Genomic DNA, 26,136 nt, shown 5'->3' with positions numbered 1-26,136 from the left:
CGTCTGGAGTTTGTATGTCCATCACTGAACAACAGCTGCAAAGCATCATGCCCAACGCCCGCCGCCAAGCGGGCGTTTTTGTATCTGCCCTCAACGCAGCCATGGCCCATCGGCAGATCAACACGCCGAGACGCCAAGCCGCGTTCCTGGCGCAAGTCGGTCACGAGTCGGGTCAGCTGCAGTACGTCCGGGAACTGGGCGGCGACCAGTACCTGAGCAAATACGACACCGGTAGCCTGGCTGCGAAACTGGGCAACACGCCGGCAGCGGATGGTGATGGCCAGCGCTATCGCGGTCGCGGCCTGATCCAGGTCACCGGCCACGACAATTATCTGCGCTGCAGCTTGGCGCTGTTCGGCGACGAGCGATTGCTGCGCACACCTGAACTGTTGGAGCTGCCGCAGTGGGCTGCCGAGTCGGCCGCGTGGTTCTGGTCGATGAATGGGCTGAACGCGCTCGCCGATCAAAACGAATTCAACACGATCACCCGCAGGATCAACGGCGGGCTGAATGGCCTGCAGGATCGGCTGGAGTTGTGGGGGCGGGCGAGGGCGGTGCTATGCGTTTCGACGAACTGATCCCGGCGCCGTATCGGATACTGGTCAGCGCGGTGCTGCTGGCCACTCTGGCCGGTGGATCCGCTGCCATCGTCTGGCAAGTGCAGGATTGGCGCTACGGCAAACAACTCGCCGAACAGGCTCGCCTCCACACCGAAACCCTAAATCTGCTGGCCCAGGCCTCGGCCGCACAGCAGCGTGCCGAACAAGACAAACGCCTCGCGCTCGAGCAGCGCCTGGCATCCAGTGAACAAACCCATTACCGAGCCTTGAGCGATGTCCAACGTGATCAAGGTCGCCTGCGCGACCGCCTTGCCACTGCTGATCTGCGCCTGTCAGTCCTACTCGACGCCACCACCAGCGCCGGCAACGGATCGGTGTCAGCCGCCACCGCCACCGGCGGCGTGGTTCATGGCCCCACAAGAGCCGAACTTGACCCAGCGCATGCTCAACGAATTATCGGCGTCACCGATGACGGCGACCGGGGGCTGATTGCCCTCGCGGCCTGTCAGGCATACGCCAAAGAAGTCTCAACACCGAAGTGAAAAAGAGCGGCCGGTCCGGATGCGTCAACATCCGGATCGACCGCCGTCCCTGCAGATGGTCCCTGCAAGTCCAGCCAAGGCTCTTGCTCCGTGCACAAAGCGCGGCGAGCCTAGCACCTGTTTATCCATACAGTAAAGGTCTTGCTTTTTATGTCTACACCCATCATCCCTTGGATGGGCGGCAAACGCCGCCTGGCCGACCGCCTCCTTCCGCTTTTTCCGCCACACGAATGCTATGTCGAAGTCTTTGCCGGCGGTGCCGCGCTGTACTTCATGAAGCCCCAGCCATCGCCCGTCGAAGTCCTCAACGACATCAATGGTGATCTGGTCACGCTTTACCGCGTCGTGCAGAACCACCTCGAAGAGTTCGTGCGCCAATTCAAATGGGCGCTCAGCTCGCGGCAGGTGTTCGAATGGCAGAAGATGACCCGCCCCGAAACCCTCACCGACATCCAGCGCGCCGCCCGATTCTTCTACCTGCAGCACCATGCCTTTGCCGGCAAGGTCTCCAGTCAGACGTTCGGCACGGCGACCACCGCACCGGCCATCAACCTGCTACGCATCGAGGAAAACCTCTCGGCCGCGTGGCAGCGCCTGTCCGGCACCTACGTCGAAAACCTCCCCTGGCTTGAATGCGCTGAACGCTACGACCGTGCCCACACCTTCCACTACATGGACCCGCCTTACTGGCAGACCGCCGGCTACGGTGTGGACTTTCCATTCGAGAACTACGAGCGGATGGCCGACTTCATGCGCCGCTGCAAAGGCAAAGTGATGGTCAGCATCAACGACCATCCGGATATCCGCCGTGTGTTCGAGGGATTCCATTTCGAAACGTTGGACATCCGTTACACCACCACTAACCAGCGGCAGGGGAAAGCGGCGGTCAGCGGTGAGCTGGTTATCATGAACTGGACGCCTTCTACACTTGGCGGCCTTTTTTAAAAGAGACCAACAACTGAATCAGCCTAATGAATTCGATTGCTAAGATCAGAATAAGTTGAAGTGTCATATAAGCCTCCAGGATGCATTGGATCGCTCGACGTCCTGAGGGCGTTGAGTGAAGTTGGTTGCGATTTGTCCGGAGATTAAATATGTAAGTCGAATATTGTGTCAATCCTAATTGTGATTTTTCTGGAGTGGTGGCCGGCAGCCCCCGGCCCGCCGTTGTCAAGGGGTTGTCGTTCTGTAAGTAGCAAAGGTTTTTAACTATTGATAATTGTTAGTAGTCAGAAAACTTGGTTGTGCTGATATCAACTTATAGAACTTGCTAGAACAGGATAGCTAAAGATATCCAATTCATATCTTTTTAATATCCTAAGCGTATTTGCTAGGTGTTCTTTAGATATCCCAGGCTTGGCTTTCTGGATTGTGAGGGTTTCCCAACTTGCGATGGTATTTAGCTTGAGTCTGATGCGGGGGTGATCAGACTCGCCCCTTGGTTACGGACGTTGCCAATCGCTCGATCCACCCTGAACCACTCAAACACGTCAGTCGGTTCACTCTGGTGCAGCACCATTTCTTCGGCGCGTACTTTGGGTGTTGCGGGGGCCAGCCATTCACGCGCCAGTTCAGGCGAAAGCGCTACCGGCCGCCTGTCGTGGATATCCACCATCCCACCGGCACTGTCGGCGGTGATGATCACGAAGCCGTCATGCTCAGTGGGATCTCGCCGAGCGCTTGGATACTGTCCAATCGCAGCGCACAGAATGAGCGAACGATCCCGGCGGCGAATTAGGTAAGGCTGCTTTTTGAGTCCGCCTTCATCTACCCATTCGAACCAGTTGTTGATCGCAACAATAGCTCGATGCGGCCAGATAGTACGAAAGAACGGGCCGTGCGCGACCTTCTCCACACGGGCATTGATGGGGGCTGCCCGATCCTTCGCCCAATGCGGTCGCCATCCCCAGCGCACCATATCCGCATGCAGGAACCCTTCCTCCTGGTGAAAGAGCGCAAGCTGTGTGGTGGGGGCCGCGTTGTAGCGTTCGAGGGGCAGATCCCCGATGTGATTGACGAGGGCGTTAGGCATGCTCAAGGCAGCAACGAAGTCATGAATGCCGCTGTACTGCGAGAGTCGTCCGCACATTGCCTGCCCGCCTATCTGATATTTCCTACAAAAATTGACCGCAAGGCTTTCAGAAAGTTAACTGTATATTCGTACAGTATTGGAAGTCGTGCGTCATGAGTTACTCAATTCTAGGCCTCATCAGTGAGGGCGGTTCGAAGGTGCCGCTGTGTCTCTTCCGCGTCCCGGCCGGGTTTCCCTCGCCGGCAGCGGATCACATCGAAGCGCAGATATCGTTGGATGAGGTGCTGAACATTCGTGCGCCGCACGTCTACCTGGTGTCGCTTACCGGTGAAAGTATGCAGGGCGCCGGGATCTATGAGGGGGACCTGGCCATTGTCGATCGATCAATCGAGCCAGCCCATGGGCACATCGTCATTGCGCTGTTGAACAATGAACCCGTGTGCAAGCGTCTGTGCATTCGCGGAAGGGAAGTCATCCTGATGTCGGAAAACCCCAAGTATCCGCCACGGTACGTCCTTGAAGGTGACGAGCTGGCGATCTGGGGTGTGGTCACCAGCAGCGTGCGCAGCCATGTCTAAGGCGCTGCCGGTATTCGGTCTGATCGATTGCAACAGCTTCTACGCCAGTTGCGAGCGTGTGTTCCGTCCGGACCTGTTCAAGGTGCCCATCGTGGTGTTGTCGAACAACGATGGCTGCGTCATCGCCCGCAGCTACGACGCCAAGCCCTACGTGAAAATGGGAGAGCCGTACTTCCAGATCAAGCACAAGCTCAAGCAACACGGCATCGTCCCGTTCTCCTCGAACTACGCCCTTTACGGCGACATGAGCGAACGTGTCATGACCCTGATCGAGTCGATGGTGCCGGCCGTAGAGGTCTACAGCATCGACGAAGCCTTTGTTGACCTCACCGGTATCAACGATGTAGACGGCCTCGGCCGTAAGATCCGCAGCCAGGTGCTACGTTGCACGGGCATCCCGGTCGGTGTCGGCATCGCGCACACCAAAACCTTGGCAAAGCTGGCCAACCACACCGCCAAACGCCTGCAGGCGCAAACCGGTGGCGTCGTGAACATCTGCGACCCGATCAAGCGCGACTGGGTGTTACGCAATACGGACGTGGCAGAAGTCTGGGGAGTAGGGCGCCGCATGAAACTGCACCTGGATGCGATGGGTATCAAGACGGCGATGGATCTGGCTAAGGCAGATGCCTGGACGCTGCGGAAAAACTTCAGTGTGGTGATCGAGAAAACTGCTCGAGAACTGGCCGGCACCCCTTGCCTGGAGCTGGACGAGCCAGATCCGCCCAAGCAGGAGATCTGCTGCAGCCGGATGTTTGGCAAAAGGCTTAAGGAGCTGTCACCGATCAAGGAAGCCGTGGCAACCTACATGATGCGGGCATCGGAAAAACTCCGTGCTCAGAAGTCGCTGTGCAAGAAGGTACGGGTCAGCATCCGCACCGGAATGTTCAACCCTGATGAGGCTAAATACGCGAATGGTGTCGTAGTGGATCTGCCATACCCAACGGATGACGTTCGGTTGCTGACCACGGCGGCCGTCGACGCGCTTGATCGAGTGTTCCGTCCTGGTTTCAGTTATAGCAAAGCGGAAGTCATGCTACTGAATCTGTGCCAGTTGGGTGAGTACACTGACGATCTGTTCGCCACTTCTCAGCCCACTGAGGCGGCTAGGGTGATGGCAGTGCTGGACAAAATCAATGGACGATGGGGACGGGGGACGATCCGGGTCGCTAGTGTGCCGAGCAATCCAGATTGGGGTATGCGGCGGGAGATGATGAGCCGAAGCTATACGACGCGCTTAGATCAATTGTGGAAAGTTCACTGTAGATAATGAGCGTCCGCTTTGGGGCTCACCTCAGGTCCGACTACTGATCATCGGCTGACACCAACAAATTTGATTGCAGCTAACAATCAATTATTTTTTTTCAGGTGCGCTCAGGTCAAATGAGCAAACAATATACGGTGTTCTACCTGGCACGGGTATAAAGGAAACTGTCTCCCTTACATTCGCTCTGACGAGACACAAACTTCAGTGCGACAGCAATCCTACCATTTATTGAATTTATCTAGGAAATCTAAATGTTTAGGTAGCTCTTCATGTTGCCAAGCAAGTGACCACTTCCAGTCGTTAGCGCGTGGAGAACAGTCTAGGCAGCTATCGCAATGACTCTTTCGGAAACCAGGCATAGGGATATTCGAGGGGGGCGAATATAGGTTGGTCAATAAGTTGCCAGTTCCTTGAACGTGTTGATGTTTCAAGCAAACAAGTAAATGCATCCCACCTGCAGAGTGTAGCTGCAAGGTCTGAGCAATAATCCCCGCAGGTCTATAATGAACAAACAAATGTTCGCAATTGGAAAGTATTTCTGTTGGGTCGTAGTTCTTTAAAGCCATCGCTACTATTTGTCCCATTTCATTATTAGTGTCATCTGGATCCATTCCCATGTTTTTGGCTGTATCTTTGAAGTATTTAATCTGGTCTAGCGTGCCTGCCTCTAAAAAATTTCCTGTATCTATCGGCTTGTGGTTGATCTCAACAGTTTTCATTGCCTCAAGTACGTCAGGATTTATGTCTGAAACTCCTGCGCGTAAGCTTTCTTTTTCGTTTTCGCTGAAAAGTTCCGCATGCAAGGCCAATGAGTAAAGTCTTTTGGCTCGATCTGTGTCGGCAATCACCGCTAGATATACAATGCAGAACTGAAAGGTAACAAAAATCCAGTTCTGGAAAAAAGATATAGCTTCCTCATTTCCCCTTTCTTTCTGAATCACGCGAAAAAGTGATAGAGATACGGCAGATTCGAAATATATATCACTAAAAATATGATACTGCTGTTTGCTGATTGCGACACCAAGCAAATCAATCAGTTTTTTAATACTTAGGCATACAGACCTATATTGCTTGTATATTTCCAGTCTAAAAATGTATCCTTCAGGCCCATCGCCAATAGCTTTGCCAGCATTGTGGTTTGCAAGAAGGCTGTTTATTTCATACCTAAACTTAGCGGAACGTGCTAGTCCTATCGCTAAATACCTCAAGGTCGGTGATTTCTCTTCACGAGCTAACCTAATAAGTATGAAGCTTATGTTTATCATGTCTTCTATTTGATCAATCATTGACTGTCGAAGAGGTGCGGTTCGTAGAGCAGTACGATAAAAAAGACTAGCAACAAATCTATCGGCAGTTGGTACAATAGGTGATTGAATTAAATCGCTGGAAACCTTATATAGTTTTGAGAAGTTGCGCTGCATCAAGAAATTTTCTAGTTGTTGATGATGGGCCTTATAAAGCGCGTCGCCCATAGAACTAATCTTGTTGGCTAAGTTTTCGGAGTCAAGTTCTCCAAATCTTTTGATTGAGCTTTTCATGCCTTTTATAGCTAACCAATCCCATGCTGCCAATACTGCATTCAATATGGCTTGTGCCGAAGCCTCATCGCGTCGTTTGATTGTATTCTGGACTGGTAGATGTATCTGGATGGAATCTGTATCAGCTCTTTTTGATTTATGGAAAAGCTCTTGGCTGTCTGTGATAGATGTCCAGTAGATTTTTTCACTCGATATTTCAACCACTATCAGTATTACTGGAATGTTGAAAGATAAATAGTACCTAAGCTTTTCAGTTTTCAAACTAAATGACAAGATTTGATTGCTATGTATGTATGAAGATGTGAGCTCACCTTTTATTTGAACCTTAAAGACATGTTCGCTACCCTTAGCGACGCCATTGATATCTTTGATCTCAATCTCGCCGTCTATTCCATGATCGTTTTGATCTTCTTGAGATCTAAAAATCCAGTTTGGTGGAAGGTTGTATTCAAAAATTCGGCCCGCTTCAGTGCCTATTTCGCCGGGTGTCATAAAAGCCTCTCGAACTAGATGAGTATTGATCTCATAAGGATCTGCGCCTGAAATGTCGGGTGCGAAAAAGGTCAGCGCACTTAACCGCATTCGTCGGTGGATCGATCTTTTAAATCTATCGCAGGCTAGCCAGAATACCAATCTCACCAGTGACGTTTTGTCGTAAACGGCCGTAGTGAAACGTTAGCTCGCGGCCGACGGCATATCCAGGCACTGTGAGTAGAGTGTTCACCCTGATGTTTAGGGCAAATCTATGGCCGCAATAGGCGCAGGGGGCCAAAGGATCGAGTGGAAAGCCCCATCTTTGTTGGCGTCCCCCGGCCTGTGGTCACGACAGGAGGGGGGCGAATCCCTATCCACGACATTATTCGAAAAGCCCCGTAGCTGAGAAGCTACGGGGCTTTTTCGTTTGGGCTAAGAAGAACTCTGGAGAGTGGGCGTGCGGTGGAGCTCACAATCGTTTCGTGAAAATCTATGCGGCGCCGGGGACGCTACCAAAAATCGCTTTGATCGCATCCCAGTACTTGACTACCGCACCTATCAGCCCGCTCGAGACTACGATCAATGTAGTTATCCAGTGTGTTTTTATCTGCTCGAGTATGTACACGGGATGAATGCCGTTTACGTCAAGCCAGCTTCCGCTCGTCTTGAGGTTTTTCGCATGCATTCGCTCGAAAATATTGCAGAACATGTCGAGCTTTCTGAGTGTAGATTGGTGCAGTTTCAAGTACTCACCGTTCACAAAGGCCTCAGCTTCCTGCGCGCCGGTGAGTCCGTCTTTGTCCGCAATCTGATTGAGTTCGACGATGCTGAAAATCCTGCCTTTTCGTCCCGACTCAGAGGTGTGAGAGGCATACTGTCGACCGTAGATCGATACCAAAATACGAGCGAGATCTACTTTCCGGTCATCCTGAAGTTCGAAGGGCGTTCCACCGAGCGTCCGATACCTGTGTTCTAAGGCGAAAAATCCGTAATTTTCGTCTCTCATATTCCAATGAAGGAATCGGCTCCCACTGTTTTGCCGGAGGAAATCGAAGTATCCCTCAAGCATTGCTTTCTCTAGGGCAGGAAAGTTTTCGTTGATTTCGCCAAGGCATCCTTGAAGTTCGGCTGCCTTGTGAATCGACCATGACTTGGTCTGTGCCGACTGAAGGTTGCGAATAGCGATCGACGTAACTCTGGTGGACCCTCCCGTGGCGTTCTCATAGAACGATTCGCAGGAATAGTGCACCACATACACCCGTTGCGATTCTTCGTACAAATCCTCGACCAGCTTCCTGCTTGCGGATCGTTGCTTGACCCGCGCTATCTCTGAACCCATACGGGACACCGCTCCGTCGTTGATGGCTGCCCCTTCTGGGAGGCGTAAGGCCAGTAATTCTATCGATACGATCCTGGCAATTTCGGGAGGGATTCTAGGGAATCGCTAGCTCGAATTGTGTGGGGTCGCGTTTTGTTATTCGTGGTGAGGATACTGGAAGTGGGGGCGGTGCGGGATGGTTAGTCAGAGCTTTAAGGCCGTGCTCGATCATTTGTAGACCGTGGCCTGTAGATAGCGGAGGTGTCTGTTTCTGTTCGTTGTCAGTCGCGCGAATGCGCTAACAGACACCTTAACAGACACCTAGTTGAAGCGGGGTAGGCTGGAGGCCTTGAAAATAGTGGAGCGGGTGAAGGGAATCGAACCCTCGTTATCAGCTTGGGAAGCTGAGTTTTGGGTGATATTGTTTTGATGGCGCGAGCGTAACTGTCTGAGTAGACGTTCGCCCAATTCAATACGTACCACTGAAAGTAGGAAAGGCTTGATGAATAAAGCTGTTCTTTTGCTTGTCCCTGTTTTGCTGAGTGCTTGTTCCGCAATCCAGCATAAGCCGGTCCAAATTACCCCGCATACCGTTGAATTTCACGGCGCTAAGAACGCCATCAGTCCTGCAGCATCCGGGACGCCGATGAGTGAATATCCATCCAATGGCCAGCCTAGGGCTACCCCGTATGAGGAAGTTTTTCCTCTGTCATACGCGGTGGAATGTAACGCTGCGAGGACTGCCTGCAAGCATGCTGTCATTCAAACAGGCCTGACATATGAAATTCACGAGGTAGGTTCTGAAGTTGAGATTACCGGGAACCTCAAGTCAACGATGGGCAGGAAGTTGACACAAAGGGTTGGGGATCAGAACGGCTCATACCACCAGACCTCCCTGTCGGTGAGCGAAGATGTGGAGGTGATTGGAATTGGAACAGTTATCAAGCCATTTTCGTTCACCTACAGCCCTGGGAAGCGAGTAGTGGTCGACGGGCTTGGAGGCGTACAGGTCATCATCAACTTCGATCCTTTGAAGAAACCATCGGTGTAGTGTCTCCTATTCGCTGATGAGCAGCTGAGATGGATGGTTGAGTTTTAGGGCAAATTTAGGGCAGAACGTAGACCATTGAGGGCCGTTTCTGACCCATCAATCTGACGAACTCTCCCCATAATCACGGCCTGTAGCGGTCTGTGATATTGGTCGCTCGGCTTCGAATCCCTGTTTTTTGTGCACTAAGCTGAGGGGATGCAATTCTCTGCGCGACTTTACGTCCCCTCATCCTTCAACAGAAGAAGCGTCTAGCGTGGGTAATGAACGCTTAGCGTAGGATAATTTTTGGCTACCCATCCGGTGACGGTTTCGCGACTGGGGGCTGTGGATTGGTAGTGCTCTTTTAGCATCCACTCAACCGTAAGCCTTGTTTTTTTCGATAGATCGACATTGTTCTCGCCAGTGAGAGAGTTGAGATAAAGCAGCATCTCATACCCCTCATTTCTGCTCAGATGGTTTGCATCATCTGAGATTTTTTTGGGGTTGTCGCCCGCGGTAACAGTCCAACTGTACTTGTAGAAAAGGTCAGCTTTCGTTAACTGTGGCATATCGACACCGCTATCGTTGCGCCCTCGAAGTGGGGCCAAGTTAAAATGATGACTTTGGATCCATTTTTCAAGCTTCCAGTTGACTCATTCCAACCTTGCCGACGAATCGCCCGGTTGGGTTACTCAAGTAATAAAAAGGCCCCGACACCTGGACAAGTGTGGGGCCTGATATTGCATAAAGAAGCTACTGGTAATCCGGCTGCTTGAGCGTCCTGCTTCGCGCGTAAAGCCCGCATCAAGCGGGCTTTTGTTATCGCTCGCGGGGAGGAGTACGAGGTGGCGCCGGCGGTGGCCGATCACTCGGTCTAGGTACATCGTGCTTGATATTTCGCATCGGTGGCGGCGGTGGCGGCGGTGGTTTCGGTGGCTCTGTCATATATCACCTACGTATGGGTAGCGATGAAGAATGGGATGAATGAAAGAATAGCAACGACCGCGCAGAGTGCTACGTTTTTTGAAAGCTGATCTATTTCCCTCGTGCGTTCGTCATTATTCGTGGCATTGATAGTGGCTCCGGTGATGTAGTAATCGTAGATCACCTTCTCGAAGTAGTTATTCAAACCATCATTGTCGCTTCCGAAGTGAGGCTTCAGATCATTTTGAAGATGCTCTTCGAGCCGTTTCAGTACAGGTAATACGTAGTCGTATTCACCGCGTATCCAGGCTTTCCTGAAATGCCATAAGGCCAGCAGAAAAAAGATGAATGCGTAGTCATAGAGTACCCAGAAAAAAACTCCGGGCCAGCCGTCGTTCGCTGAAGGTGCCTTGTTCAGTAGGTAGCCGAAAAAACTTAGCAGCCCAGCAATCATCGCAAGCGGCAAATTAAGTCGAGCCAGTAGTTTGTCTTTACGGTCAAGCTCGTGGAAGTAGAGCTTCTCGTATAGGGCGAATCTGCTTTTATCGTCCATTGCGTCGTCCAGATCCTTGGGTGAGGAGATATTCTCGCCCGTAGTCTCGTCCAGAGAAAGCCTGTTCACACGCGTAATTGACTCCCCAATGGCTCACATAGGTTGTGATCCATATCAGCCAGCCGCCCGGTGAAGAATCAAAGAGCAAGCTTGATTCGCCGAACTGCAAAGAGACGCTTACGCTAAGTGCTATGGAAGGGAGCGCGCCCTACTCGATGCCAAGCCGTAGGTTGGCCATTGTCAGTAACCATAAATTCACGGGGCGGTCAGCGGCATTGACGGGGGGGCATGGGGCAAAAATGGGGCAAACCATACGCCAAACCATGCCATTCAATGCCCACTATGCATTTATGCAAGCAGTCTGGAATGGGCGTTAAAGCCAGCAAATACAGGCATCTAGCGCCAAAACTGTCACATACCCCAGCACAATCGGGGTGTGGGAGGACAGGTCGGAGACGGCTTTATTCATCGGATTGTCAGGTAACTCGTTGGAAGGTGTGGGGCAAAAGCGGGGCAGTCGCCGGGCTTTTCCGCGATGGGCGCAAGGTTACCATGGGCGGTCTTGCAGGCGCTGCCCTGAGCAGGGTTGGATAGTGCGGTGTGTCCGATTGCGGTCAGAAAATGACAAAACCCGGCACTTGGCCGGGCTTTCTGGGAAAAATGTAGGCTATCAGGCTCGTTTCACTTCGGCCTGCATCATGACGAGATTCTGTTGCTTGGTCGCCTCAGTCAAAACCTCACCATAGACACGCTTCTTTTGTTCGGCCTTCGCGTTACGAATAAAGTCGGCAAAGGGGTTTTTGGCACCTTTTCTAGCGCCAAGCTTAATAGAAATCATGAATGCGCTCCTTAGGGTGTCCCGAGCCTGGCTTGAAGATCGGCTCGTGTGTATTTCTCAGGTATATGGTAGTCAATTTTGTCGACACCAGCTTTGTAAAGCCGCCCCGAGTTATCGATGTGCTTGAGCAACAGATCGACATGGATATCGCCACTGAACTCTAACTTAAGCGAGTTCACTACGTCACGTGCTGCAAAATACTGATCGATGAAATGCTCTTTTCGGATCCTCCTGCCCTCAGCTTCCTCTCGGGCTTTCACAAAATCCCAAGCCAGAAATGGATTTTGATAGACATACAAAATTTGCACAAACCGACCTTTCTTCAAGGATCGTTCAACATTTTTTCTGGCCACATCGATGTTTGAAAGGGTTCCATCCAACAGAAATGACTGTCTTTGATCGATGGCGAAGTCGAGGATTTTTTCAACCAAAATCGAAACGCCTCCTTGGAAAAGCCACGAGTTCCCTCCTGAGTATTCAGAGAATTCGCTTCTCAGCTCGTCGGGGTCGATTCTCAGGATTTTCGTATCCGCGAAAAGGTTGATCAGAGCGATTGACGCTTCTGTTTTTCCTGCACCCGGTGAACCTGCCATGAATACGGATACCGGCGCTTCCTCCGGGAGAAAGACGGTTTTGTCTGTGAGGCGCTTCGCGATGGCCTTTTTGTTTGAGCGAGCAAAAACAATCGCTTGGGAGGAAATAATCTGTTCCGCTGGTGACATGAATCGCCTTGCGGGGTCGGCATCATTCACTTTGAAGATCCTTTCCAGGTTGATTTCGTGCTGATCAGGCTAGTCCGATTGATTGCGCTTCTACAGAAATCGATTGATTTGAAATGAAACAAGGTTTGAATTCGAACACGTCAAATGCACGATTTATGCAAATCAGCATTTGTCTTCCCGAAAAACTTCAAGCACTATGCGCGTTATGCAAAAACGCAACGTATCCTCCGTCTTAAGAGCACTGCTCGATCAGCACGGGATCTCCCCCACGGAGCTCCACCGTCGCACCGGCGTGCCTCAATCCACTCTCTCGCGGATTCTCAGCGGGAAGATCGTCGATCCTTCGGATAAACACATCTCGAAGATTGCCGAGTACTTCGCCGTGAGCACCGATCAGTTGCGCGGGCGCGCAGATGTTGCGCCGGTCGCCGGCGGCGGGCGCGAGGAGTTGCATTCCGAACTCAAGGACATAAGCCTGTGGGACGATGACACGCCCGTCGATGACGACGAGGTGTCGGTGCCCTTCCTTCGCGAGGTTGAATTGGCTGCTGGATCAGGAAGATTCGTCATCGAAGAGAGCGAACGCTCTAGCCTGCGCTTCGGCAAGCGCAGCCTGCGCCATAATGGTGTGCAGTTCGACCAGGCCAAATGCGTGACCGTACGGGGCAACAGCATGTTGCCGGTGCTGCGTGACGGCGCCACTGTCGGTGTCAACGCGGGCAAGTGCGGGATCGGCGACATCGTCGATGGCGACCTTTATGCGATCAATCACAACGGCCAATTGCGAGTGAAGCAGCTCTATCGCCTGCCTACTGGTATCCGCCTGCGCAGCTTCAATCGCGATGAGCATCCGGATGAGGACTACAGCTTCCAGGAGATCCAGGAGGAGCAGATTGTCATCCTCGGTCACGTCTTCTGGTGGGGCATGTACGCCCGATAACGACCCCTCTCACATAAAACCCGCCCACGGCGGGTTTTTTTTCGCCTGTAGAAAAGCGGCCAACCCTTGATCGGCGGGGCTTTCATGCACCTGCGCAAATCTCATGCATAAATAAATGCATTTACGCATTGACTGGATATGCATACATGCATATTCTTGCCACCAAGCCGCTCGACAAAGCGGCTGGCAACAACAGCTCTTTAGTTCCACAAGAACAGGCAGCGATGAACCGGCCTCAACGGTTCAGAGGGTTGGCAACTGACCCGGGTGTGCAGCGTAAAGCACCAGAAGCAGTTATCCGGCGGGCAGGGACCGCGGTCGGAAAAACAATTTGAACGGACTCGTACCGCGCCAGTAGCGCCGAAAAGTCAGCTTCCTTCACGTACACAGGATTGAAGGAAGGCAAAGGAGTGCATTACTGAAAAGCCCGGCGCGTTGCCGGGCTTTTTGGAATGCTCCTCTGAGCAGATTACCTGCAATGAATATTGTGCGGAGCAGGGCCTGGTTAAACAGACAAAGGGAAATTGGAATGAATCGTTATGCATTTATGGAGTTGATGGCTGGGTACAGCTTTTATGTGGTCAACCAAATCGTGGAGGCTGAAAGTCAACCGCCATTTCCTACACAGGGAGGAGCGATGGACTACTGGATGGATGTCACCGCAAATCCAGAGGTTCAAGTTGGTTTGATATACAGGTACTCCGGCTCGGCCCCGGGCTTTTTTGAACCTGTTTACGGAGACTACCTGGCCATTGCCGCTGCACGCAAAAAGCAGCGTTTTATTACCGCAGCCGAATGGCTGACGTATAACCCGCTGCAATACCGGGTAGAGCTGGGTGCCGCAACCCCGGCAGAGGTGACGCAGTGGCAAGCCTACAAACAGTACATCGTCGACCTGACCGAGATTAACAATCAAGCCGGTTATCCGACGGCGCTCCACTGGCCGGTTGCTCCTTTCTGAGTCACTCGCCTCAGCGCGTGCGCAACTGAAGAGCCCGGCCTAAGTGCCGGGCTTTTTGGAATGCCTGCCAGGTTTCATCACGGCATTCATCTGGATCAACAAAAAACCAAGGAGTTAAACCATGAATCTCTATGCACTGGTTGAATACAGCAAAGTCACCCAACTGAGAGAAAGTGAGGTCATCCCGGAAGCGCCAGCTTCGCCGACGTCCTTTTGGGTTGATGTCACCGGTAATAGCGAAATTCGTGTGGGTTGGTCGGCGACCTTTAATGAGGTCTGGACATTTACCCCACCTTCCGACGAAGACCTGCGCAACGAAGCCGAGCAACAGAAATGGCAACTGCTGAATTTCGCCGCCAACTGGCTGCTAATGAATTCTCTGCAGTTCAAAGTGGACCTCGGCGTCGCTTCGGCCGCGGACGAGGCTCAGTTGCTGGCGCACAAGCAGTACTCGATTGCCGTCAGCGACATCGATAAGCAGCCGGGTTATCCGGCAAATATTGTCTGGCCAGTAGCTCCTTACTGACAGCCTTGCGATGTTAACTGGCCGGGTGCGACTGTCCCAAGCGCTCTGTCAGCTCAGTTATCGAGAACGCATTGCTGAAAAGCCCGGCCACCGCGCCGGGCTTTTTGGAATGCCTGCCTCGAGAGAAACCGATTGAACCCAACACACACCACTCATCCATCACACCAGGAGGCGTGACATGACAAACGAGCAACAAGCGTTGGCGGACATGCCGATCTGGCTGGTCATCCTGCTTGCCGTGGCGGGCGGGGTCTCCGGCGAAATGTGGCGCGCCGACAAAGACGGCGCCCGCGGCTGGCCACTGCTGCGACGGCTGGCCCTGCGCTCCGGCGCCTGCATGATCTGCGGCGTCTCGGCGATCATGCTGCTGTACGCCGCCGGCATGTCGATCTGGGCCGCCGGCGCCTTCGGCTGCCTGACCGCAATGGCCGGTGCCGACGTCGCCATCGGTCTCTACGAACGCTGGGCCGCCAAACGCATCGGCGTCTGCGAAGTACCTCCGCGCGACCCGCAGTAACCCCTTCACTTTCTTGTCTCGCTGCACGCCGTGCGGCGGGACTGCGCGTGGACATTTGAAAAGGAGGTCATGCATGCCCGCACCGATCCGGCAGCCATCGCAGCTGTTCACGGCGATGGCGACTGCCTTGCGCAATAACGTTGACCTGAACGTGCAAGTCGGCAATCGCGATGACTTCACGGCACCCGGCGACAAGGCCTGGGTGTTGATCGACATCGAACGAAATGCATCGGGAGAACGCGCAGCCAACGGGCGGATTGCCCATGTGCTGACGCTGTCGCTGCAGGTCATTCCGGCAGTTTCCGCCACGGCGTTTGCTGCCTGCGATCTGATCGCCGCACTGAAAAACCTGATCACCGACAACCGCTGGGGCCTGCCCGGCGATCAATGTGATCTGCCGATGAACATCGATGGATTGCCGTCCTTGCTCACCCGTGCCGATCAACAGAGCAAAGCCTGGACGCTGTCGTTCAACCAGACGCTCTACCTGGGCCCGACCTTGCTCGATGACCCGCTCGGCACACCGAAATTCGCCCGCACCTGGGAAGTCAACGACATCGACGACCCCGACCAATACACCTCGCTGGAGGCCTGATCGATGTTCGACGCATTACTGCGTATGCAACTGGGCCCGATCATCGAGCGTCTGGCCGAGATGGAAGCGGAGATCGAAGACCTGCACCGACGCGCCGAGAGTTATTGCCGCATCGGTATCTGTCAGGAAGTCGATGCAGCGAGCAATACCTGCAAGGTCAGCCATGGAGGATTGCTCACCCCGGCCATCAAGTTCTTCAACCCGAGTGCCGGTGCGCAAAGCGAGTCGCGGATTCCAAGCGTGGGCGAACAGTGCCTGCTGTTCAACTACGGCAGCGGCGAAAGCGGTGCGCAAAGCGTGGCGTTGTTCGGCTTGAACAGTGATCGGTTTCCACCCGCTGCCACCGTCCCCACGCTGACGCGACGGGTGCATGTCGATGGCAGCGAAAGCGGCTACGACGATGCCTCTCACACCCTTCACTGGCAAAACGGTCCTGCGGCTTTCAGCGGTTCTCGCGAATCCCTTGAGCTGAGCATCGGCCCCGCGCGGCTGGCGATGACGCCGCAAGCGATCAACCTGCAACTGGGCGCTGTCGGCCTGACGATCGACGCCTCGGGCGTGCACTTCAGCGGCCCGCTGGTGGATCACCAGGGTCGCGTCATCAGCCCCTGAATCAAGAGCCTCCCATGATCGGAATCGATAGAAACACCGGGGCCACGGTCGACGACTGGCTGCAATTCGTGCAGCGCGCGACCCGGGCCCTGACCACGCCTTTGGGCACACGGCAGAAACGGCCCTTGTACGGGTCGCTGATCCCCACGTTGCTGGGGCAGAACCTCGGCGATGACGTTCTGCTTCTGGCGCAAAGCCACGCCGCGCAGGCGTTCTACAACGCACAGAACGGCATCGGCGATTTTCAGCCGCAAGTGATCGTCGCCAGCCGTCAGGGCGCGGGGTTGCTGCTGCGATTTGCCGGCACCTGGAAAAACCGCCAACAGACTTTCGAGGTCGTGACATGAGCATGTTGATCCCTGGTCAGAACCAACTGGCCGAACCCTCACTGATCAAGGTCGAGGCCTTTGAGGATCTGCTCGCCGAGTTCAAGGCCTTCGTCCTCGAGTACGTCGGCACCCGCTCGCCGGACAGCGCGGCAAAACTCAAGACCAGCCTGGAAAACGAAAGCGAACTGCTGACCCTGGCCCTGGAGGCTTTCTGCGTTCGCCTGCAAACCCACGAACGCAAATACAACGCCCGCATCAAGCAGATGCTGGCGTGGTGGGCGACCGGCAGCAACCTCGATGCACGGCTGGCGGACATGGGTCTGGAGCGACAGTTGCTCGACCCGGGCGACCCGGCGGCATTCCCGCCGGTGCCAGCGATTTACGAAAGCGACGATGACGCCCGGTTGCGCTATTACCTGGCGCCCCATGCCCCGGCGGCGGGTTCGCGGATGCAGTACCGCCGCGAAGTTTTCACCCTCGGTGAACGGCCGGCGGTGAAAGTCGAATCCACCGATGCCGGCGTCGTCGACGTCACCTACACCTTCGCCCCGGACGGCCTGGCCGCACAGGTCAAGGATGGCAACGGTCGACGCACGGCCCCCGGTGAAGTGCAGGTGACTGTGCTCTCGCGGGACGCCGACGGCACGCCGTCCGCAACATTGCTCGACGGCGTGCGCCAACACTTCGCCCGGCCCGATGTCTGCCCGGAAACCGACAAGGTTACGGTCAAGGGCGCCGACATTCAGCGCTACAAGATCCGCGTCGTGGCGAAGATCAATTCCGGCCCGGATTCGGGCCTGACCAAAGTCGCCGCGCAACAGCATTTGCAGGCCTACGCCGACAGTTGCCATCGCCTGGAAGGGCGGGTCGACCCGAGCTGGATCGACTACACGCTGCACAGCGCCGGCGCCGTGCAATTGCAGATTCTTGAACCGCTGACGCCGATCGTGTGCAACGCGTTTCAAGCGCCGTACTGCACGGCGGTCGAGGTCGAGGTGCAGACGCTATGACGGACCAGACACCGCGTCCGACTCTGCTGCCGGCCAACAGCTCGGCGCTGGAGCGGGCCCTCGATATCGGCTTCAGCACCTTGCTTGACCGCATCGCGCCACCGTTTCCCGAACTGATGAACCCGAGTTTGACGCCCGTCGCGTTCCTGCCGTATCTCGCGGCGGATCGCGGGGTGGCCGAATGGAGCACCGACGCACCGGAAGCGGAAAAGCGCCTGACCGTCGAACTGGCCTGGCCCACCGCGCGCCAGGCCGGCACGCGCAAGGCGCTGGAGAACGCGGCCAAGGGTTTGCAACTCAGACCCGAAATCCGCGCCTGGTACGAACTGACTCCGCCGGGCGCGCCTTACAGCTTCTCCGTGCGGGCTTTCAGCGAACAACCTTACAGCGAAGAAATCGACGCCCGTCTCGACCGACGCCTGGCCGATGCCAAGAGCGAGCGGGACGTGCTGTCGGTGTCGGTCGGCCTCAGCGCCTTCGGCTCTCATGTGATCGGTGCCGCGACGTTCTGCGGCGAACTGACCACGGTCTACCCGGTGTTCCTCGAAGGACTCGAGACATCCGGCGAGTCCTTCAAGGCCGCTGGTCTGTACACCGTCGAAACATCCACTATTTATCCTCAGGGGGCCTGAATGGCTGACTATTACACCCTGCTAACCAACGCAGGGATTGCCTACGAAACCGCCTGCAAGGCAGCGGGCGTGCCGATCAAGCTGACGCAGATTTCCGTCGGTGATGGCGGTGGCGCGGTCTACAACCCGGCCGCGACCGCCACCGCGCTCAAACGCGAAGTCTGGCGCGGACCGCTCAATGCGCTGTTCCAGGACGAGAAAAATCCGAGCTGGCTGCTCGCCGAAGTCACCATTCCGCCGGATGTCGGCGGCTGGTACGTGCGTGAAGCCGGGCTGTGGACCGACACCGGTATTCTCTACGCCATCGTCAAATACCCGGAGTCGTTCAAGCCGGTTTTGGCCACCTCCGGCTCGGGCAAAGAGTTCTACATCCGCTCGATTTTCGAGACCAGCAATGCTTCGCTGGTGACGTTGCTGATCGACGACACCGTGGTCAAGGCTACTCGTGCGTGGGTAGCGGGCTATGTGGCGGATGAGCTTGCGAAGCTGGATGCCAAGCAGTCTGTACGAGTGGCAACTACCGGCAATATTGCATTGAAGGCGGCACAAACCATTGATGGTGTTGCGGTCGTTGCAGGTGACCGGGTGCTGGTGAAGAACCAGACGTTATCGAAAGACAATGGGTTGTACGTTGTTGCGAACGATGTTTGGGTTCGCGCAAAAGATGCTGACTCAAACTTGAAAGTGACTTCTGGTCTTAACGTCCCCGTTGAGCAAGGCACAACTCAGGCTGACACGATCTGGCAGCTGGTTACCGATGGTCCAGTAATGCTCGGCACTACCGCTTTGGTGTTTCAGAACATCACCTTTGGTTTTGCCCCGCTCAGTTCACCTGCGTTTTCTGGCACCCCGACAGCACCAACGGCTAACGTCCTGAGTAATGACGACACTCTGGCAACGACCAGGTTTGTGCGGAGCGCGCTCGGCAGTTATGCCGGTCAGACGAACTATGACACCGACACCCAGTTGACCGTTGCCGACGTCGGGAAACTCTCTATCTTTACTGCGCCCGGTTTGACGGCAACGCTTCCTGATTGGAACAGCGCTCCGCCAGGTAGTCTGGTTCATCTGACAACCACCGGGGGACTGACAGTCAAAACTCGGTCAGGGGAAACATTTGGAGCTGTAAGCACAACCAACGTGTCTGGCATTGAACTTCAACCTGGCAGCTTTGCGGTTTTTCGGCGCCTGTTACTTGGTCGTGGATGGAGTCTGGACTCGGGGGATGCTGCCCTGAAGTACTCTCCACTGTTTACCACGTCGCTGACTTTGAGCGGGTATGAAAAATTGCCTAACGGCTTGATTCGTCAATGGGGGCTTGGTTCCACTGGTGGTGCGCCAGCGCACTGTAATTTCAATTCGACAATCACCCGATTACTGCCGACTTCGTTCCCTATTGCATTTCCCAATGGGTTGTTCTCAGTGGTGGCTACGCACTGCGGAGCAGGTAGCTCTGCAGTTTCAGTCGTTACCACACAAGAAACTCGTATTGGATTTCAATCTGCTTGTAGTTGGAGTACTGATGTTGCGATCCGTTGGCAAGCAGTAGGTTATTAGGAGGAAAACCATGAAATACAGTTCGAGTACCGGATGCTTTTATCCAGCGGACATTCAGTATGAGCAACTTCCCCCTGACTTGATTGACGTGAGTCAGAACGAGTATCGCACTGCGATGAATCGTTCCCACGAGCAGATTTTGATCGTCGTGGATGGCCGTGTTGCCGTTGCAGATAAAGCAGAACCTGATCAGTCAGATGTGGCGTTGCGGGCTGCCGAACTTGAACGTTTTTGGCGGGATAGTGTTCTGCGGACTACAGACAATCTTGTTGCTCGACATCGAGACGAGCTCGATGACAATTTGCAAACCACACTTACTGATGAACAGTTCTCAGGGCTTCAAGCTTATCGTCGCGAGCTTCGTAAATGGCCAGAAGCCCCAGAGTTTCCCTCTATGGGGAGCAGGCCTGAAGCGCCTCTCTGGTTGGAACAATTGAAACAATAAACGCCCCTTATCTCGGGGCGTTTTCTTTCCCCCCACAAAACACTCAACACCCGCCAAGCCCCTCCCCACGAGGGGCTTTCCCGTTTATGGAGAAACGAAAAATGGCAACCCGCCAAACCTACACCGTGCTCGTTCCATTCCCCACCGGCGGTGGGCACTGGTCGAGCGTCGGCCAGGAACTCGATCTGCTCGACGTCGAGGCCAGTGCCCTGCACAGCGCCGGTCGACTGGAACTGAAAACACCTACCACCAAGGCCGTGAAGGCCGCTGCCAAGAAGGCTGACTGAATATGGCTGAGGTTCTGAACTTCGAGCACAACGGCATTACCGTCAATGCCACCGAATCCCCCGAGGCCATGGGTGGCCTGGGCGACAACGTCATCGGTCTGGTCGGCACCGCGCCGAAAGCCGATCCGCTGATTCCGCGCAACGCACCGTTTCGCATCAACAGCTTCACCACCCACGCACTGCTTGATCCGACCGGCTCGGAAGAGGGCACCCTGTACCACGCCGTTTACCAGATCCTCAAAGTGGTCAAGGTGCCGGTGTACGTGGTGATCGTCGAAGCGGGCGCAACCCCGGCCGATACCGTCAACGCGGTGATCGGCGGCGTTGAGCCGGCGACCGGCCGCAAGCTTGGTCTGGCGGCTCTGGGCAGCGTCCCGGAAGACCTGACCATCATCGGCGCGCCGGGCTTCACCGGCACCAAGGCGGTGGCCAGCGAGTTCGCCTCGTTCGGCAAGCGCATCAAGGCCCGTGTGGTACTGGACGGCAAGGATGCTTCGGTCGCTGACCAAGTGTTGTACAGCAAGGATCTGGGCGGCGCCGACCTCGGTTTCGACCGTTGCCTGGTGGTGCACAACATGCCCGCCGTGTACTCGAAAGCGGCGAAGAAAAACGTCTTCCTCGCGCCGTCGAGCCTGGCGATTGCCGCGCTGGCCAAGGTCAAGCAATGGGAAAGCCCGGGCAACCAGGTGACCTACGCCGAAGACGTGTCCCGCGTCGTTGAGTACAACATCCTCGACACCTCCACCGAAGGCGATCTGCTCAACCGCTACGGCGTCAGCTACTACGCCCGCACCGTGCTGGGTGGCTTCTCGCTGCTGGGCAACCGTTCGATCACCGGCAAGTTCATCAGCTACGTCGGTCTGGAAGACGCCATCAGCCGCAAGCTGGTGAAGGCCGGCCAGAAAGCCATGGCCAAGAACCTGACCAAGTCGTTCATGGATCAGGAAGTCAAACGCATCAACGACTGGCTGCAAACCCTGGTCGCCGACGAAACCATTCCTGGCGGCAGCGTCTACCTGCACCCGGAACTCAACAGCGTCGAGAAGTACAAGAACGGCACCTGGTACGTGGTCATCGACTACGGCCGCTACGCGCCGAACGAACACATGGTTTATCAACTCAACGCCCGCGATGAAATCATCGAGCAGTTCCTGGAGGACGTTCTCTAATGTTTACCAACCGCGTAAGACAGGCCATCGCGGCCACCCTGCAAGGCCTGCCGTTGTCGGCGACCGTGGAAGAGTTCACCCCGCCGAAGATCGATTTCGAGATGGAAGGCATGACGGGCGGGCGCTTCATCGTCGAGGAAATGGCCAAGAGCGCCAAGCCGCTGAATGCCACGCTCAAGCTGCAAGGCACCGGCGCTGAAGTGCTGCTGGCGATGGGCGTGAAGCTGGGCGACGACATTCTGCTGAACGTGCGTGAAGCCGGTCAGGATCAGGACGGCAACACCTGGTTCACCTATCACACCGTCGGCGGCAAGCTGAAATCTCTGGCTGAAGATGCCTTGAAAATGGGCAGTAAAGCCATCACCACGCTGGAACTCTCCTGCCGCACCTACAACCGTCTGGAAAACGGCATCCCGGTGATCGACATCGACGTGCGCACCCAGAAATTTGTGCTCAACGGCGTCGACATCCTTGGTGATGCCCGTCGTGCGGTGCTGATGCCGTAAGCCTTTTTGGCGCATCAAGCACACACCCTGTGGGCGTTCATGCCCACAGGGATCTTCAAGAACACCCAAGGAATTCATTTCATGTCGTGGATGCCACCCAAGCATGACCTGCTGTCGCCGATCACTGGTGACGACGGCTCGCAGATCGAATCGATCCAGCTCAAGCCCCTGTTCTACGCCGCCCAGAAAGAAGCGCTGGAACGCGCAGGCGACGATGAAGACGATCAGTTCTTCGAACTGGCTCTGCTGGCCACCGGGATGTCGGTCAAGGAGCTCGACCAGCTCAAGCGTCCGGACTACGTGAGCATCGCGCAGTACGTGCACGAGATGTCGACCCGTCCGGCGTCGTACTTTCTCGATCAGGTCGAAGACGCGGAAAAGTCCGACGACCCCGACCAGGTGCAACTGCTGCAACCGCTCGCCGTCACCGGCCGCACCGTGACCTCGCTGAGCCTGGAAATGCCGGCGCTGCGTGCCACCAAAGTGATGAAGAAACTGAAAACGGCCAAGGATCGCGCCGAGTTCATCACCGCCCACTGCACCGGCCTGATGATCCCCGATCTGGCCCTGATGACCGTCCCGGACTGGACACAATTGCAGGTGCGCATCGACGATTTTTTAAACCAGCCGGCGGCCTTCTTTCAGAGCGCGACATCGAAGTAATCCTCGATATCGTGCCGCTCATTTACCCGGTAAGTGAGGCGGAAATTCTGGAGTGGGACGCCGAAAAGGCGTTGCGCCGCTACGACATAGCGATCACTCGCCTTGGCGTGAAACAGGAGTAGAGCGGCATGGCAGATACGAAGTATGCGCCGATGCTCGCCAGCGAGACTGGAAGCATGGCGTTCGGCAACGCCAGACTGGCGGGCGGATCGATAGCGCCCGACAGCCTCGGCACACCGCTGGTGGATTTGAGTCTGGCACTGGCTATGGCCAGTGCGGATATTCGTTTACTGACCCAGGAACAGATCAAGCTTCGAGAGCTGTTGGCCAATCAGCAATCGCTGTTCAAGGTGAGTGCTGCATCCCCGGCTGCAAGCGCCGAACCAAAGTCAAAACTCAAGGCCGAGATCGAGCAGCGTCCACCTCCTAAGCTCATGCAACCAGCCATGGCCAACGAGACGGCGCTTGTCGAACTCAATCAGTTGCTCAAGCTGAGCAGTGATCAGCTTCAAGCGCACTCGCAGAGCACTCTGGAACTCGCCAGCGAGAAACAGATATCCGCCAGTGGTGCGACCAACGCGGATATGTTGCAAGTGCAGCTTGCCGGAGCCAGATCCGGCATTGCCGATGGTGCCAAAGGTGACCAGCGGGCGAACGAACTGAAGTGGTTCTCCCATGATGCCGCAATCAACGCATCGGCATTCAGGATGGACGTCAAGACGGCTGGCGAAATGCTCGCCGCGTGGCGTTCCTCGCTGAAGCTGGATCAGTATCAAAGCCAGGATCTTGCGGATGCAACGACCTACCTCGGCAATAGCGGTCTGGATGCCAAGGCCGCCGACATCGGTTCGGTGGTGCAACGTTCCGGCGAGAGTGCGATTGTCGCCGGATTGACGCCCGAACAGGTCGCCGCATTGGCGGCGGCTCTACTCAATAGTGGTGCGGACAAGGAGGGCGCCAGCGCCGCGCTTAAGGGCATCACCTCGATGCTGGCCAAAGGCGGGGCGGTATCGACTGAGCAGCGAACAGCCTTGACTCAGTTAGGGCTTGATCCTCAATCGCTGTCTGAGGGTATGAGGAAGGATGCGCCTGCTGTCATCAACTCGGTTCTTGCTGCACTTAACGAGCAGCCTGTGCAAGAGCGGGCAGCACTGACGAAGACGCTGTTCGGCGAAAACGACACCCGAGTTCTCGAACTGCTGAAGAAGCCGGACGATGTAAAAAACGCCTTCTCGCTGGTAGCCGACAAGCACAAGTACGCAACAACGGAGCTTGGCGCGGGCGAAGGTGCTGCGGCGAAGTCCGCAGAGGCATTCGGCAATACTTCGCAGGGTCGCTGGAATGCGCTGGACGCAAGTCTGACCCGGTTGACCACTGCATTCGGCACGGCGCTTGCGCCCTTGGCTGACGGTGCCGCCGTAGTGCTCACCGCACTGGTCAACGGTGTGAGCGCAGCGGCAGAAACGTTCCCGGCCCTCACGGCAGGGCTGGTTCTGCTCGGCGTGGCAGCCCTGCCGTTTGTGGGGGGGGCGTTGAAGTCCGGCGTGGCCTCGGTGCTCGACGTGGTTTCCACGAAACTATTGCGCCTGGCATCGGCGCGACTGCCGCCGGATATTGCCAATGTGATAGGCGGTGATGACAACGATGGCGACGGTCGCAAAAGCAGGAAGAAGGGGCGTGGATCACGCCGACGCACCCCTTCTGCTGCACGGTCGGCCGGCTCTGCTTCCATAACCCGCAGGAGCAGTCGCTTGAGTGGTGTGACGGCCAGAGTCGCACCCATGTTCGACGATGCGCTCACCCGATTCAGAATGGTTGGCGATGTTGTCAAAAGCGCCATGCCGAGTCGGCTGAGCGGGGCTGGCGCGAAAGTCATGTCATTGGCAGAGGGTTTGGGGGGCAAGCTCATGCCGTCGGTTGTCAAGGCATTGCCTGCCATCAAGGTTGGTGCACCTCTGGCCATTGCTCACGCTGCCTATAAAGGGTTGAAAGGCTGGCGCGAAGGTGATGACAAAGCGGTAAAGGGAGCGGCCGGTGAACTGGCCGGAACGGCGATTGGCGCTACGATCGGTACGTTCATTGCGCCCGGCATCGGAACCTTCATTGGTGGCACGCTGGGTGGAATAATCGGGTCCTATGTAGGGGAGCATCAGGCGACGCCGCCTGAGGACAAGCTCGCCCCGCCAGCGGAAGTCGCCAAGGACCTGTCCGCGGCGCCAATGCAAACACCAACGCCACCTCCGCAATTCACCTACGCACCTTCAGTTCATGTCAGCGGCAGCGAAATGCTCAACTCCGAGAAGCTCGGCACGATGCTTTCGCAGGTGCTTGAGTCGCACTTCACGTCCCAATTTGTCCCGGGTGTGGCCGGCAATGCCCTCTCCATACGCCGCGACGCAGCCCTGACCGATGGAGTCGCCCAATGAAACAACAAATGGCACTGGGCAGTTTCATCTTCGGACTGTCCCGGGACTTTGCGTACAGCACGCTGTCGCGCAAATCCGAGGGTGGCTGGACTGATCTGCAGATCCTCAACAGCAAACCCAGGTCCCACCAGACAGGCCAGAAGCCCGAATCCCTGACCATCGGCGGCACCTCGATGTACGCCGTGGCGATGGAGCGGCTCGATGAGCTGCGTGCGCTGCAAGCGTTGAGAGTACCGCTGCCGTTGATTGACGGCATTGGTCGCAACTGGGGTTTGTGGCGGATCAACAGCATCGACGAAAACCAGAGCGAGGTCATCGATGACGGCACCGCGATGGTGATCAAGTGGGTCATCGGATTGGCGGAGTTCAACAATGCGTAAGGTACGAAGCGTGGCTGGCGATTCGGTGAATCTTTTGCTCTACCGCGAAACCGGTCGCAGCGATGACAGCGCCGAAGAAGCCCTGTGGGCACTCAACCCGACCCTGGCCGAGCATGGCCCGATCCTGCCGGCAGGTGTCTGGGTGACGTTGCCGGAGCTCGACTCGAAACCGGCCGCGATCAAACCGGTTCTGGCCTGGGATTAA

At 55.7% G+C, this 26,136-nt stretch carries 31 protein-coding genes; 25 read left to right on the top strand and 6 right to left on the bottom strand.

The genetic code is table 11. The features are described from left to right. Positions 1-14: 14 nt before the first annotated feature. The 3 genes from AC07VV_RS14755 to AC07VV_RS14745 all read left to right on the top strand — a co-directional run bounded on the left by AC07VV_RS14755 (position 15) and on the right by AC07VV_RS14745 (position 2,047). The gene (locus tag AC07VV_RS14755; protein WP_495036627.1) at positions 15-578 is read left to right on the top strand and encodes a glycoside hydrolase family 19 protein; all 564 of its coding nucleotides are present in this window, start codon (positions 15-17) and stop codon (positions 576-578) included. Beyond that, on the top strand, positions 560-1,102 hold the full coding sequence (locus AC07VV_RS14750) for a lysis protein (protein WP_495036626.1): 543 nt from the start codon (positions 560-562) through the stop codon (positions 1,100-1,102). The genes AC07VV_RS14755 and AC07VV_RS14750 overlap by 19 nt, the downstream gene beginning before the upstream one ends. A 150-nt stretch (positions 1,103-1,252) precedes the next feature. Further along, positions 1,253-2,047 (top strand): DNA adenine methylase, encoded by a 795-nt coding sequence (locus AC07VV_RS14745; RefSeq protein WP_495036625.1) that lies wholly within the window; start codon positions 1,253-1,255, stop codon positions 2,045-2,047. Between the two features lie 454 nt (positions 2,048-2,501). Here the strand turns inward: AC07VV_RS14745 and AC07VV_RS14740 are convergent, their stop codons facing one another. Continuing rightward, positions 2,502-3,191, bottom strand: coding sequence for an SOS response-associated peptidase family protein (locus tag AC07VV_RS14740; protein ID WP_495036624.1), 690 nt, complete (start codon positions 3,189-3,191; stop codon positions 2,502-2,504). Positions 3,192-3,286: 95 nt separating this feature from the next. On the opposite strand from AC07VV_RS14740, the gene AC07VV_RS14735 reads away from it, so the two are divergent. Then, the gene (locus AC07VV_RS14735; protein WP_495036623.1) at positions 3,287-3,712 is read left to right on the top strand and encodes a LexA family protein; all 426 of its coding nucleotides are present in this window, start codon (positions 3,287-3,289) and stop codon (positions 3,710-3,712) included. After that, on the top strand, positions 3,705-4,982 hold the full coding sequence (gene umuC / locus AC07VV_RS14730; protein ID WP_495036622.1) for a translesion error-prone DNA polymerase V subunit UmuC: 1,278 nt from the start codon (positions 3,705-3,707) through the stop codon (positions 4,980-4,982). The genes AC07VV_RS14735 and umuC overlap by 8 nt, the downstream gene beginning before the upstream one ends. Positions 4,983-5,197: 215 nt before the next feature. Here umuC and AC07VV_RS14725 read toward each other — a convergent pair whose 3' ends face one another. Together AC07VV_RS14725 and AC07VV_RS14720 are read right to left on the bottom strand one after the other, a co-directional pair. After that, on the bottom strand, positions 5,198-7,099 hold the full coding sequence (locus tag AC07VV_RS14725; protein WP_495036621.1) for a DUF4365 domain-containing protein: 1,902 nt from the start codon (positions 7,097-7,099) through the stop codon (positions 5,198-5,200). 382 nt (positions 7,100-7,481) lie between these two features. Next, on the bottom strand, positions 7,482-8,330 hold the full coding sequence (locus AC07VV_RS14720; protein WP_495036620.1) for a hypothetical protein: 849 nt from the start codon (positions 8,328-8,330) through the stop codon (positions 7,482-7,484). A 481-nt stretch (positions 8,331-8,811) separates the two neighbouring features. Between AC07VV_RS14720 and AC07VV_RS14715 the strand changes: the two genes are divergently transcribed. Continuing rightward, entirely contained in the window at positions 8,812-9,360 is a 549-nt protein-coding gene (locus tag AC07VV_RS14715) for a hypothetical protein (RefSeq protein ID WP_495036619.1), read from the top strand. Positions 9,361-10,291: 931 nt separating this feature from the next. Here the strand turns inward: AC07VV_RS14715 and AC07VV_RS14710 are convergent. From AC07VV_RS14710 to AC07VV_RS14700, 3 genes are all read right to left on the bottom strand, one after another. Continuing rightward, complete coding sequence (locus AC07VV_RS14710) at positions 10,292-10,816, bottom strand: hypothetical protein (RefSeq protein WP_495036618.1); 525 nt, start codon at positions 10,814-10,816, stop codon at positions 10,292-10,294. A 670-nt stretch (positions 10,817-11,486) separates the two neighbouring features. Next, positions 11,487-11,654, bottom strand: coding sequence for a hypothetical protein (locus AC07VV_RS14705; protein ID WP_192559909.1), 168 nt, complete (start codon positions 11,652-11,654; stop codon positions 11,487-11,489). 11 nt (positions 11,655-11,665) lie between these two features. Next, a complete protein-coding gene (locus AC07VV_RS14700) occupies positions 11,666-12,376 on the bottom strand; it encodes a zeta toxin family protein (protein WP_192560912.1) in 711 nt (236 codons plus the stop codon). A 205-nt stretch (positions 12,377-12,581) separates the two neighbouring features. On the opposite strand from AC07VV_RS14700, the gene AC07VV_RS14695 reads away from it, so the two are divergent. From AC07VV_RS14695 to AC07VV_RS14605, 19 genes are all read left to right on the top strand, one after another. Further along, complete coding sequence (locus AC07VV_RS14695; RefSeq protein ID WP_085729827.1) at positions 12,582-13,316, top strand: LexA family transcriptional regulator; 735 nt, start codon at positions 12,582-12,584, stop codon at positions 13,314-13,316. Positions 13,317-13,462: 146 nt separating this feature from the next. Continuing rightward, entirely contained in the window at positions 13,463-13,651 is a 189-nt protein-coding gene (locus tag AC07VV_RS14690) for a hypothetical protein (protein WP_134825654.1), read from the top strand. Between the two features lie 194 nt (positions 13,652-13,845). Next, complete coding sequence (locus AC07VV_RS14685) at positions 13,846-14,277, top strand: tail fiber assembly protein (protein ID WP_273539892.1); 432 nt, start codon at positions 13,846-13,848, stop codon at positions 14,275-14,277. Between the two features lie 121 nt (positions 14,278-14,398). Then, on the top strand, positions 14,399-14,803 hold the full coding sequence (locus AC07VV_RS14680) for a tail fiber assembly protein (protein WP_102621416.1): 405 nt from the start codon (positions 14,399-14,401) through the stop codon (positions 14,801-14,803). Between the two features lie 178 nt (positions 14,804-14,981). Continuing rightward, positions 14,982-15,320 carry a phage holin family protein gene (locus AC07VV_RS14675; protein WP_096819604.1) on the top strand — a complete coding sequence of 113 codons (339 nt, stop codon included), beginning with the start codon at positions 14,982-14,984 and terminating at the stop codon, positions 15,318-15,320. Between the two features lie 73 nt (positions 15,321-15,393). Beyond that, the gene (locus AC07VV_RS14670; protein ID WP_495036617.1) at positions 15,394-15,915 is read left to right on the top strand and encodes a hypothetical protein; all 522 of its coding nucleotides are present in this window, start codon (positions 15,394-15,396) and stop codon (positions 15,913-15,915) included. Positions 15,916-15,918: 3 nt separating this feature from the next. Beyond that, complete coding sequence (locus AC07VV_RS14665; RefSeq protein ID WP_495036616.1) at positions 15,919-16,527, top strand: phage baseplate assembly protein V; 609 nt, start codon at positions 15,919-15,921, stop codon at positions 16,525-16,527. A 14-nt stretch (positions 16,528-16,541) separates the two neighbouring features. Then, positions 16,542-16,874: a phage baseplate protein gene (locus AC07VV_RS14660; RefSeq protein WP_102621413.1), complete on the top strand. Its 333-nt coding sequence runs from the start codon at positions 16,542-16,544 to the stop codon at positions 16,872-16,874. Continuing rightward, positions 16,871-17,866, top strand: a complete 996-nt coding sequence (locus AC07VV_RS14655; RefSeq protein WP_495036615.1) for a baseplate J/gp47 family protein — start codon at positions 16,871-16,873, stop codon at positions 17,864-17,866. The genes AC07VV_RS14660 and AC07VV_RS14655 overlap by 4 nt, the downstream gene beginning before the upstream one ends. Beyond that, positions 17,863-18,498, top strand: coding sequence for a phage tail protein I (locus AC07VV_RS14650; protein ID WP_495036614.1), 636 nt, complete (start codon positions 17,863-17,865; stop codon positions 18,496-18,498). Before AC07VV_RS14655 ends, AC07VV_RS14650 begins: the two co-directional genes overlap by 4 nt. After that, the gene (locus tag AC07VV_RS14645; protein ID WP_495036613.1) at positions 18,499-20,055 is read left to right on the top strand and encodes a phage tail protein; all 1,557 of its coding nucleotides are present in this window, start codon (positions 18,499-18,501) and stop codon (positions 20,053-20,055) included. Positions 20,056-20,065: 10 nt separating this feature from the next. Continuing rightward, entirely contained in the window at positions 20,066-20,500 is a 435-nt protein-coding gene (locus AC07VV_RS14640) for a tail fiber assembly protein (RefSeq protein ID WP_495036612.1), read from the top strand. Positions 20,501-20,601: 101 nt separating this feature from the next. Beyond that, complete coding sequence (locus AC07VV_RS14635; RefSeq protein WP_039771239.1) at positions 20,602-20,787, top strand: hypothetical protein; 186 nt, start codon at positions 20,602-20,604, stop codon at positions 20,785-20,787. A gap of 2 nt (positions 20,788-20,789) precedes the next feature. Continuing rightward, entirely contained in the window at positions 20,790-21,956 is a 1,167-nt protein-coding gene (locus AC07VV_RS14630; RefSeq protein ID WP_192559916.1) for a phage tail sheath protein, read from the top strand. After that, on the top strand, positions 21,956-22,462 hold the full coding sequence (locus AC07VV_RS14625) for a phage major tail tube protein (protein ID WP_096819596.1): 507 nt from the start codon (positions 21,956-21,958) through the stop codon (positions 22,460-22,462). The genes AC07VV_RS14630 and AC07VV_RS14625 overlap by 1 nt, the downstream gene beginning before the upstream one ends. A gap of 81 nt (positions 22,463-22,543) precedes the next feature. Continuing rightward, a complete protein-coding gene (locus AC07VV_RS14620; RefSeq protein WP_495036611.1) occupies positions 22,544-23,125 on the top strand; it encodes a phage tail assembly protein in 582 nt (193 codons plus the stop codon). A 128-nt stretch (positions 23,126-23,253) separates the two neighbouring features. Then, entirely contained in the window at positions 23,254-25,551 is a 2,298-nt protein-coding gene (locus tag AC07VV_RS14615) for a phage tail tape measure protein (RefSeq protein WP_495036610.1), read from the top strand. Then, the gene (locus AC07VV_RS14610) at positions 25,548-25,931 is read left to right on the top strand and encodes a phage tail protein (protein ID WP_495036609.1); all 384 of its coding nucleotides are present in this window, start codon (positions 25,548-25,550) and stop codon (positions 25,929-25,931) included. Before AC07VV_RS14615 ends, AC07VV_RS14610 begins: the two co-directional genes overlap by 4 nt. Further along, entirely contained in the window at positions 25,924-26,136 is a 213-nt protein-coding gene (locus AC07VV_RS14605; RefSeq protein WP_102621405.1) for a tail protein X, read from the top strand. The genes AC07VV_RS14610 and AC07VV_RS14605 overlap by 8 nt, the downstream gene beginning before the upstream one ends.

The organism is Pseudomonas sp. GW821-FHT02C04, from assembly GCF_059421845.1.
This window is presented reverse-complemented; position numbering and strand designations above follow the sequence as displayed.

Bases quoted from the DNA above. Each gene is read 5' to 3' on its own strand.
- AC07VV_RS14755 (WP_495036627.1), top strand. From the start codon at position 15: ATGTCCATCACTGAACAACAGCTGCAAAGCATCATGCCCAACGCCCGC.
- AC07VV_RS14750 (WP_495036626.1), top strand. From the start codon at position 560: ATGCGTTTCGACGAACTGATCCCGGCGCCGTATCGGATACTGGTCAGC.
- AC07VV_RS14745 (WP_495036625.1), top strand. From the start codon at position 1,253: ATGTCTACACCCATCATCCCTTGGATGGGCGGCAAACGCCGCCTGGCC.
- AC07VV_RS14740 (WP_495036624.1), bottom strand. From the start codon at position 3,191: ATGTGCGGACGACTCTCGCAGTACAGCGGCATTCATGACTTCGTTGCT.
- AC07VV_RS14735 (WP_495036623.1), top strand. From the start codon at position 3,287: ATGAGTTACTCAATTCTAGGCCTCATCAGTGAGGGCGGTTCGAAGGTG.
- umuC (WP_495036622.1), top strand. From the start codon at position 3,705: ATGTCTAAGGCGCTGCCGGTATTCGGTCTGATCGATTGCAACAGCTTC.
- AC07VV_RS14725 (WP_495036621.1), bottom strand. From the start codon at position 7,099: ATGCGGTTAAGTGCGCTGACCTTTTTCGCACCCGACATTTCAGGCGCA.
- AC07VV_RS14720 (WP_495036620.1), bottom strand. From the start codon at position 8,330: ATGGGTTCAGAGATAGCGCGGGTCAAGCAACGATCCGCAAGCAGGAAG.
- AC07VV_RS14715 (WP_495036619.1), top strand. From the start codon at position 8,812: ATGAATAAAGCTGTTCTTTTGCTTGTCCCTGTTTTGCTGAGTGCTTGT.
- AC07VV_RS14710 (WP_495036618.1), bottom strand. From the start codon at position 10,816: ATGGACGATAAAAGCAGATTCGCCCTATACGAGAAGCTCTACTTCCAC.
- AC07VV_RS14705 (WP_192559909.1), bottom strand. From the start codon at position 11,654: ATGATTTCTATTAAGCTTGGCGCTAGAAAAGGTGCCAAAAACCCCTTT.
- AC07VV_RS14700 (WP_192560912.1), bottom strand. From the start codon at position 12,376: ATGTCACCAGCGGAACAGATTATTTCCTCCCAAGCGATTGTTTTTGCT.
- AC07VV_RS14695 (WP_085729827.1), top strand. From the start codon at position 12,582: ATGCAAAAACGCAACGTATCCTCCGTCTTAAGAGCACTGCTCGATCAG.
- AC07VV_RS14690 (WP_134825654.1), top strand. From the start codon at position 13,463: ATGCATATTCTTGCCACCAAGCCGCTCGACAAAGCGGCTGGCAACAAC.
- AC07VV_RS14685 (WP_273539892.1), top strand. From the start codon at position 13,846: ATGAATCGTTATGCATTTATGGAGTTGATGGCTGGGTACAGCTTTTAT.
- AC07VV_RS14680 (WP_102621416.1), top strand. From the start codon at position 14,399: ATGAATCTCTATGCACTGGTTGAATACAGCAAAGTCACCCAACTGAGA.
- AC07VV_RS14675 (WP_096819604.1), top strand. From the start codon at position 14,982: ATGACAAACGAGCAACAAGCGTTGGCGGACATGCCGATCTGGCTGGTC.
- AC07VV_RS14670 (WP_495036617.1), top strand. From the start codon at position 15,394: ATGCCCGCACCGATCCGGCAGCCATCGCAGCTGTTCACGGCGATGGCG.
- AC07VV_RS14665 (WP_495036616.1), top strand. From the start codon at position 15,919: ATGTTCGACGCATTACTGCGTATGCAACTGGGCCCGATCATCGAGCGT.
- AC07VV_RS14660 (WP_102621413.1), top strand. From the start codon at position 16,542: ATGATCGGAATCGATAGAAACACCGGGGCCACGGTCGACGACTGGCTG.
- AC07VV_RS14655 (WP_495036615.1), top strand. From the start codon at position 16,871: ATGAGCATGTTGATCCCTGGTCAGAACCAACTGGCCGAACCCTCACTG.
- AC07VV_RS14650 (WP_495036614.1), top strand. From the start codon at position 17,863: ATGACGGACCAGACACCGCGTCCGACTCTGCTGCCGGCCAACAGCTCG.
- AC07VV_RS14645 (WP_495036613.1), top strand. From the start codon at position 18,499: ATGGCTGACTATTACACCCTGCTAACCAACGCAGGGATTGCCTACGAA.
- AC07VV_RS14640 (WP_495036612.1), top strand. From the start codon at position 20,066: ATGAAATACAGTTCGAGTACCGGATGCTTTTATCCAGCGGACATTCAG.
- AC07VV_RS14635 (WP_039771239.1), top strand. From the start codon at position 20,602: ATGGCAACCCGCCAAACCTACACCGTGCTCGTTCCATTCCCCACCGGC.
- AC07VV_RS14630 (WP_192559916.1), top strand. From the start codon at position 20,790: ATGGCTGAGGTTCTGAACTTCGAGCACAACGGCATTACCGTCAATGCC.
- AC07VV_RS14625 (WP_096819596.1), top strand. From the start codon at position 21,956: ATGTTTACCAACCGCGTAAGACAGGCCATCGCGGCCACCCTGCAAGGC.
- AC07VV_RS14620 (WP_495036611.1), top strand. From the start codon at position 22,544: ATGTCGTGGATGCCACCCAAGCATGACCTGCTGTCGCCGATCACTGGT.
- AC07VV_RS14615 (WP_495036610.1), top strand. From the start codon at position 23,254: ATGGCAGATACGAAGTATGCGCCGATGCTCGCCAGCGAGACTGGAAGC.
- AC07VV_RS14610 (WP_495036609.1), top strand. From the start codon at position 25,548: ATGAAACAACAAATGGCACTGGGCAGTTTCATCTTCGGACTGTCCCGG.
- AC07VV_RS14605 (WP_102621405.1), top strand. From the start codon at position 25,924: ATGCGTAAGGTACGAAGCGTGGCTGGCGATTCGGTGAATCTTTTGCTC.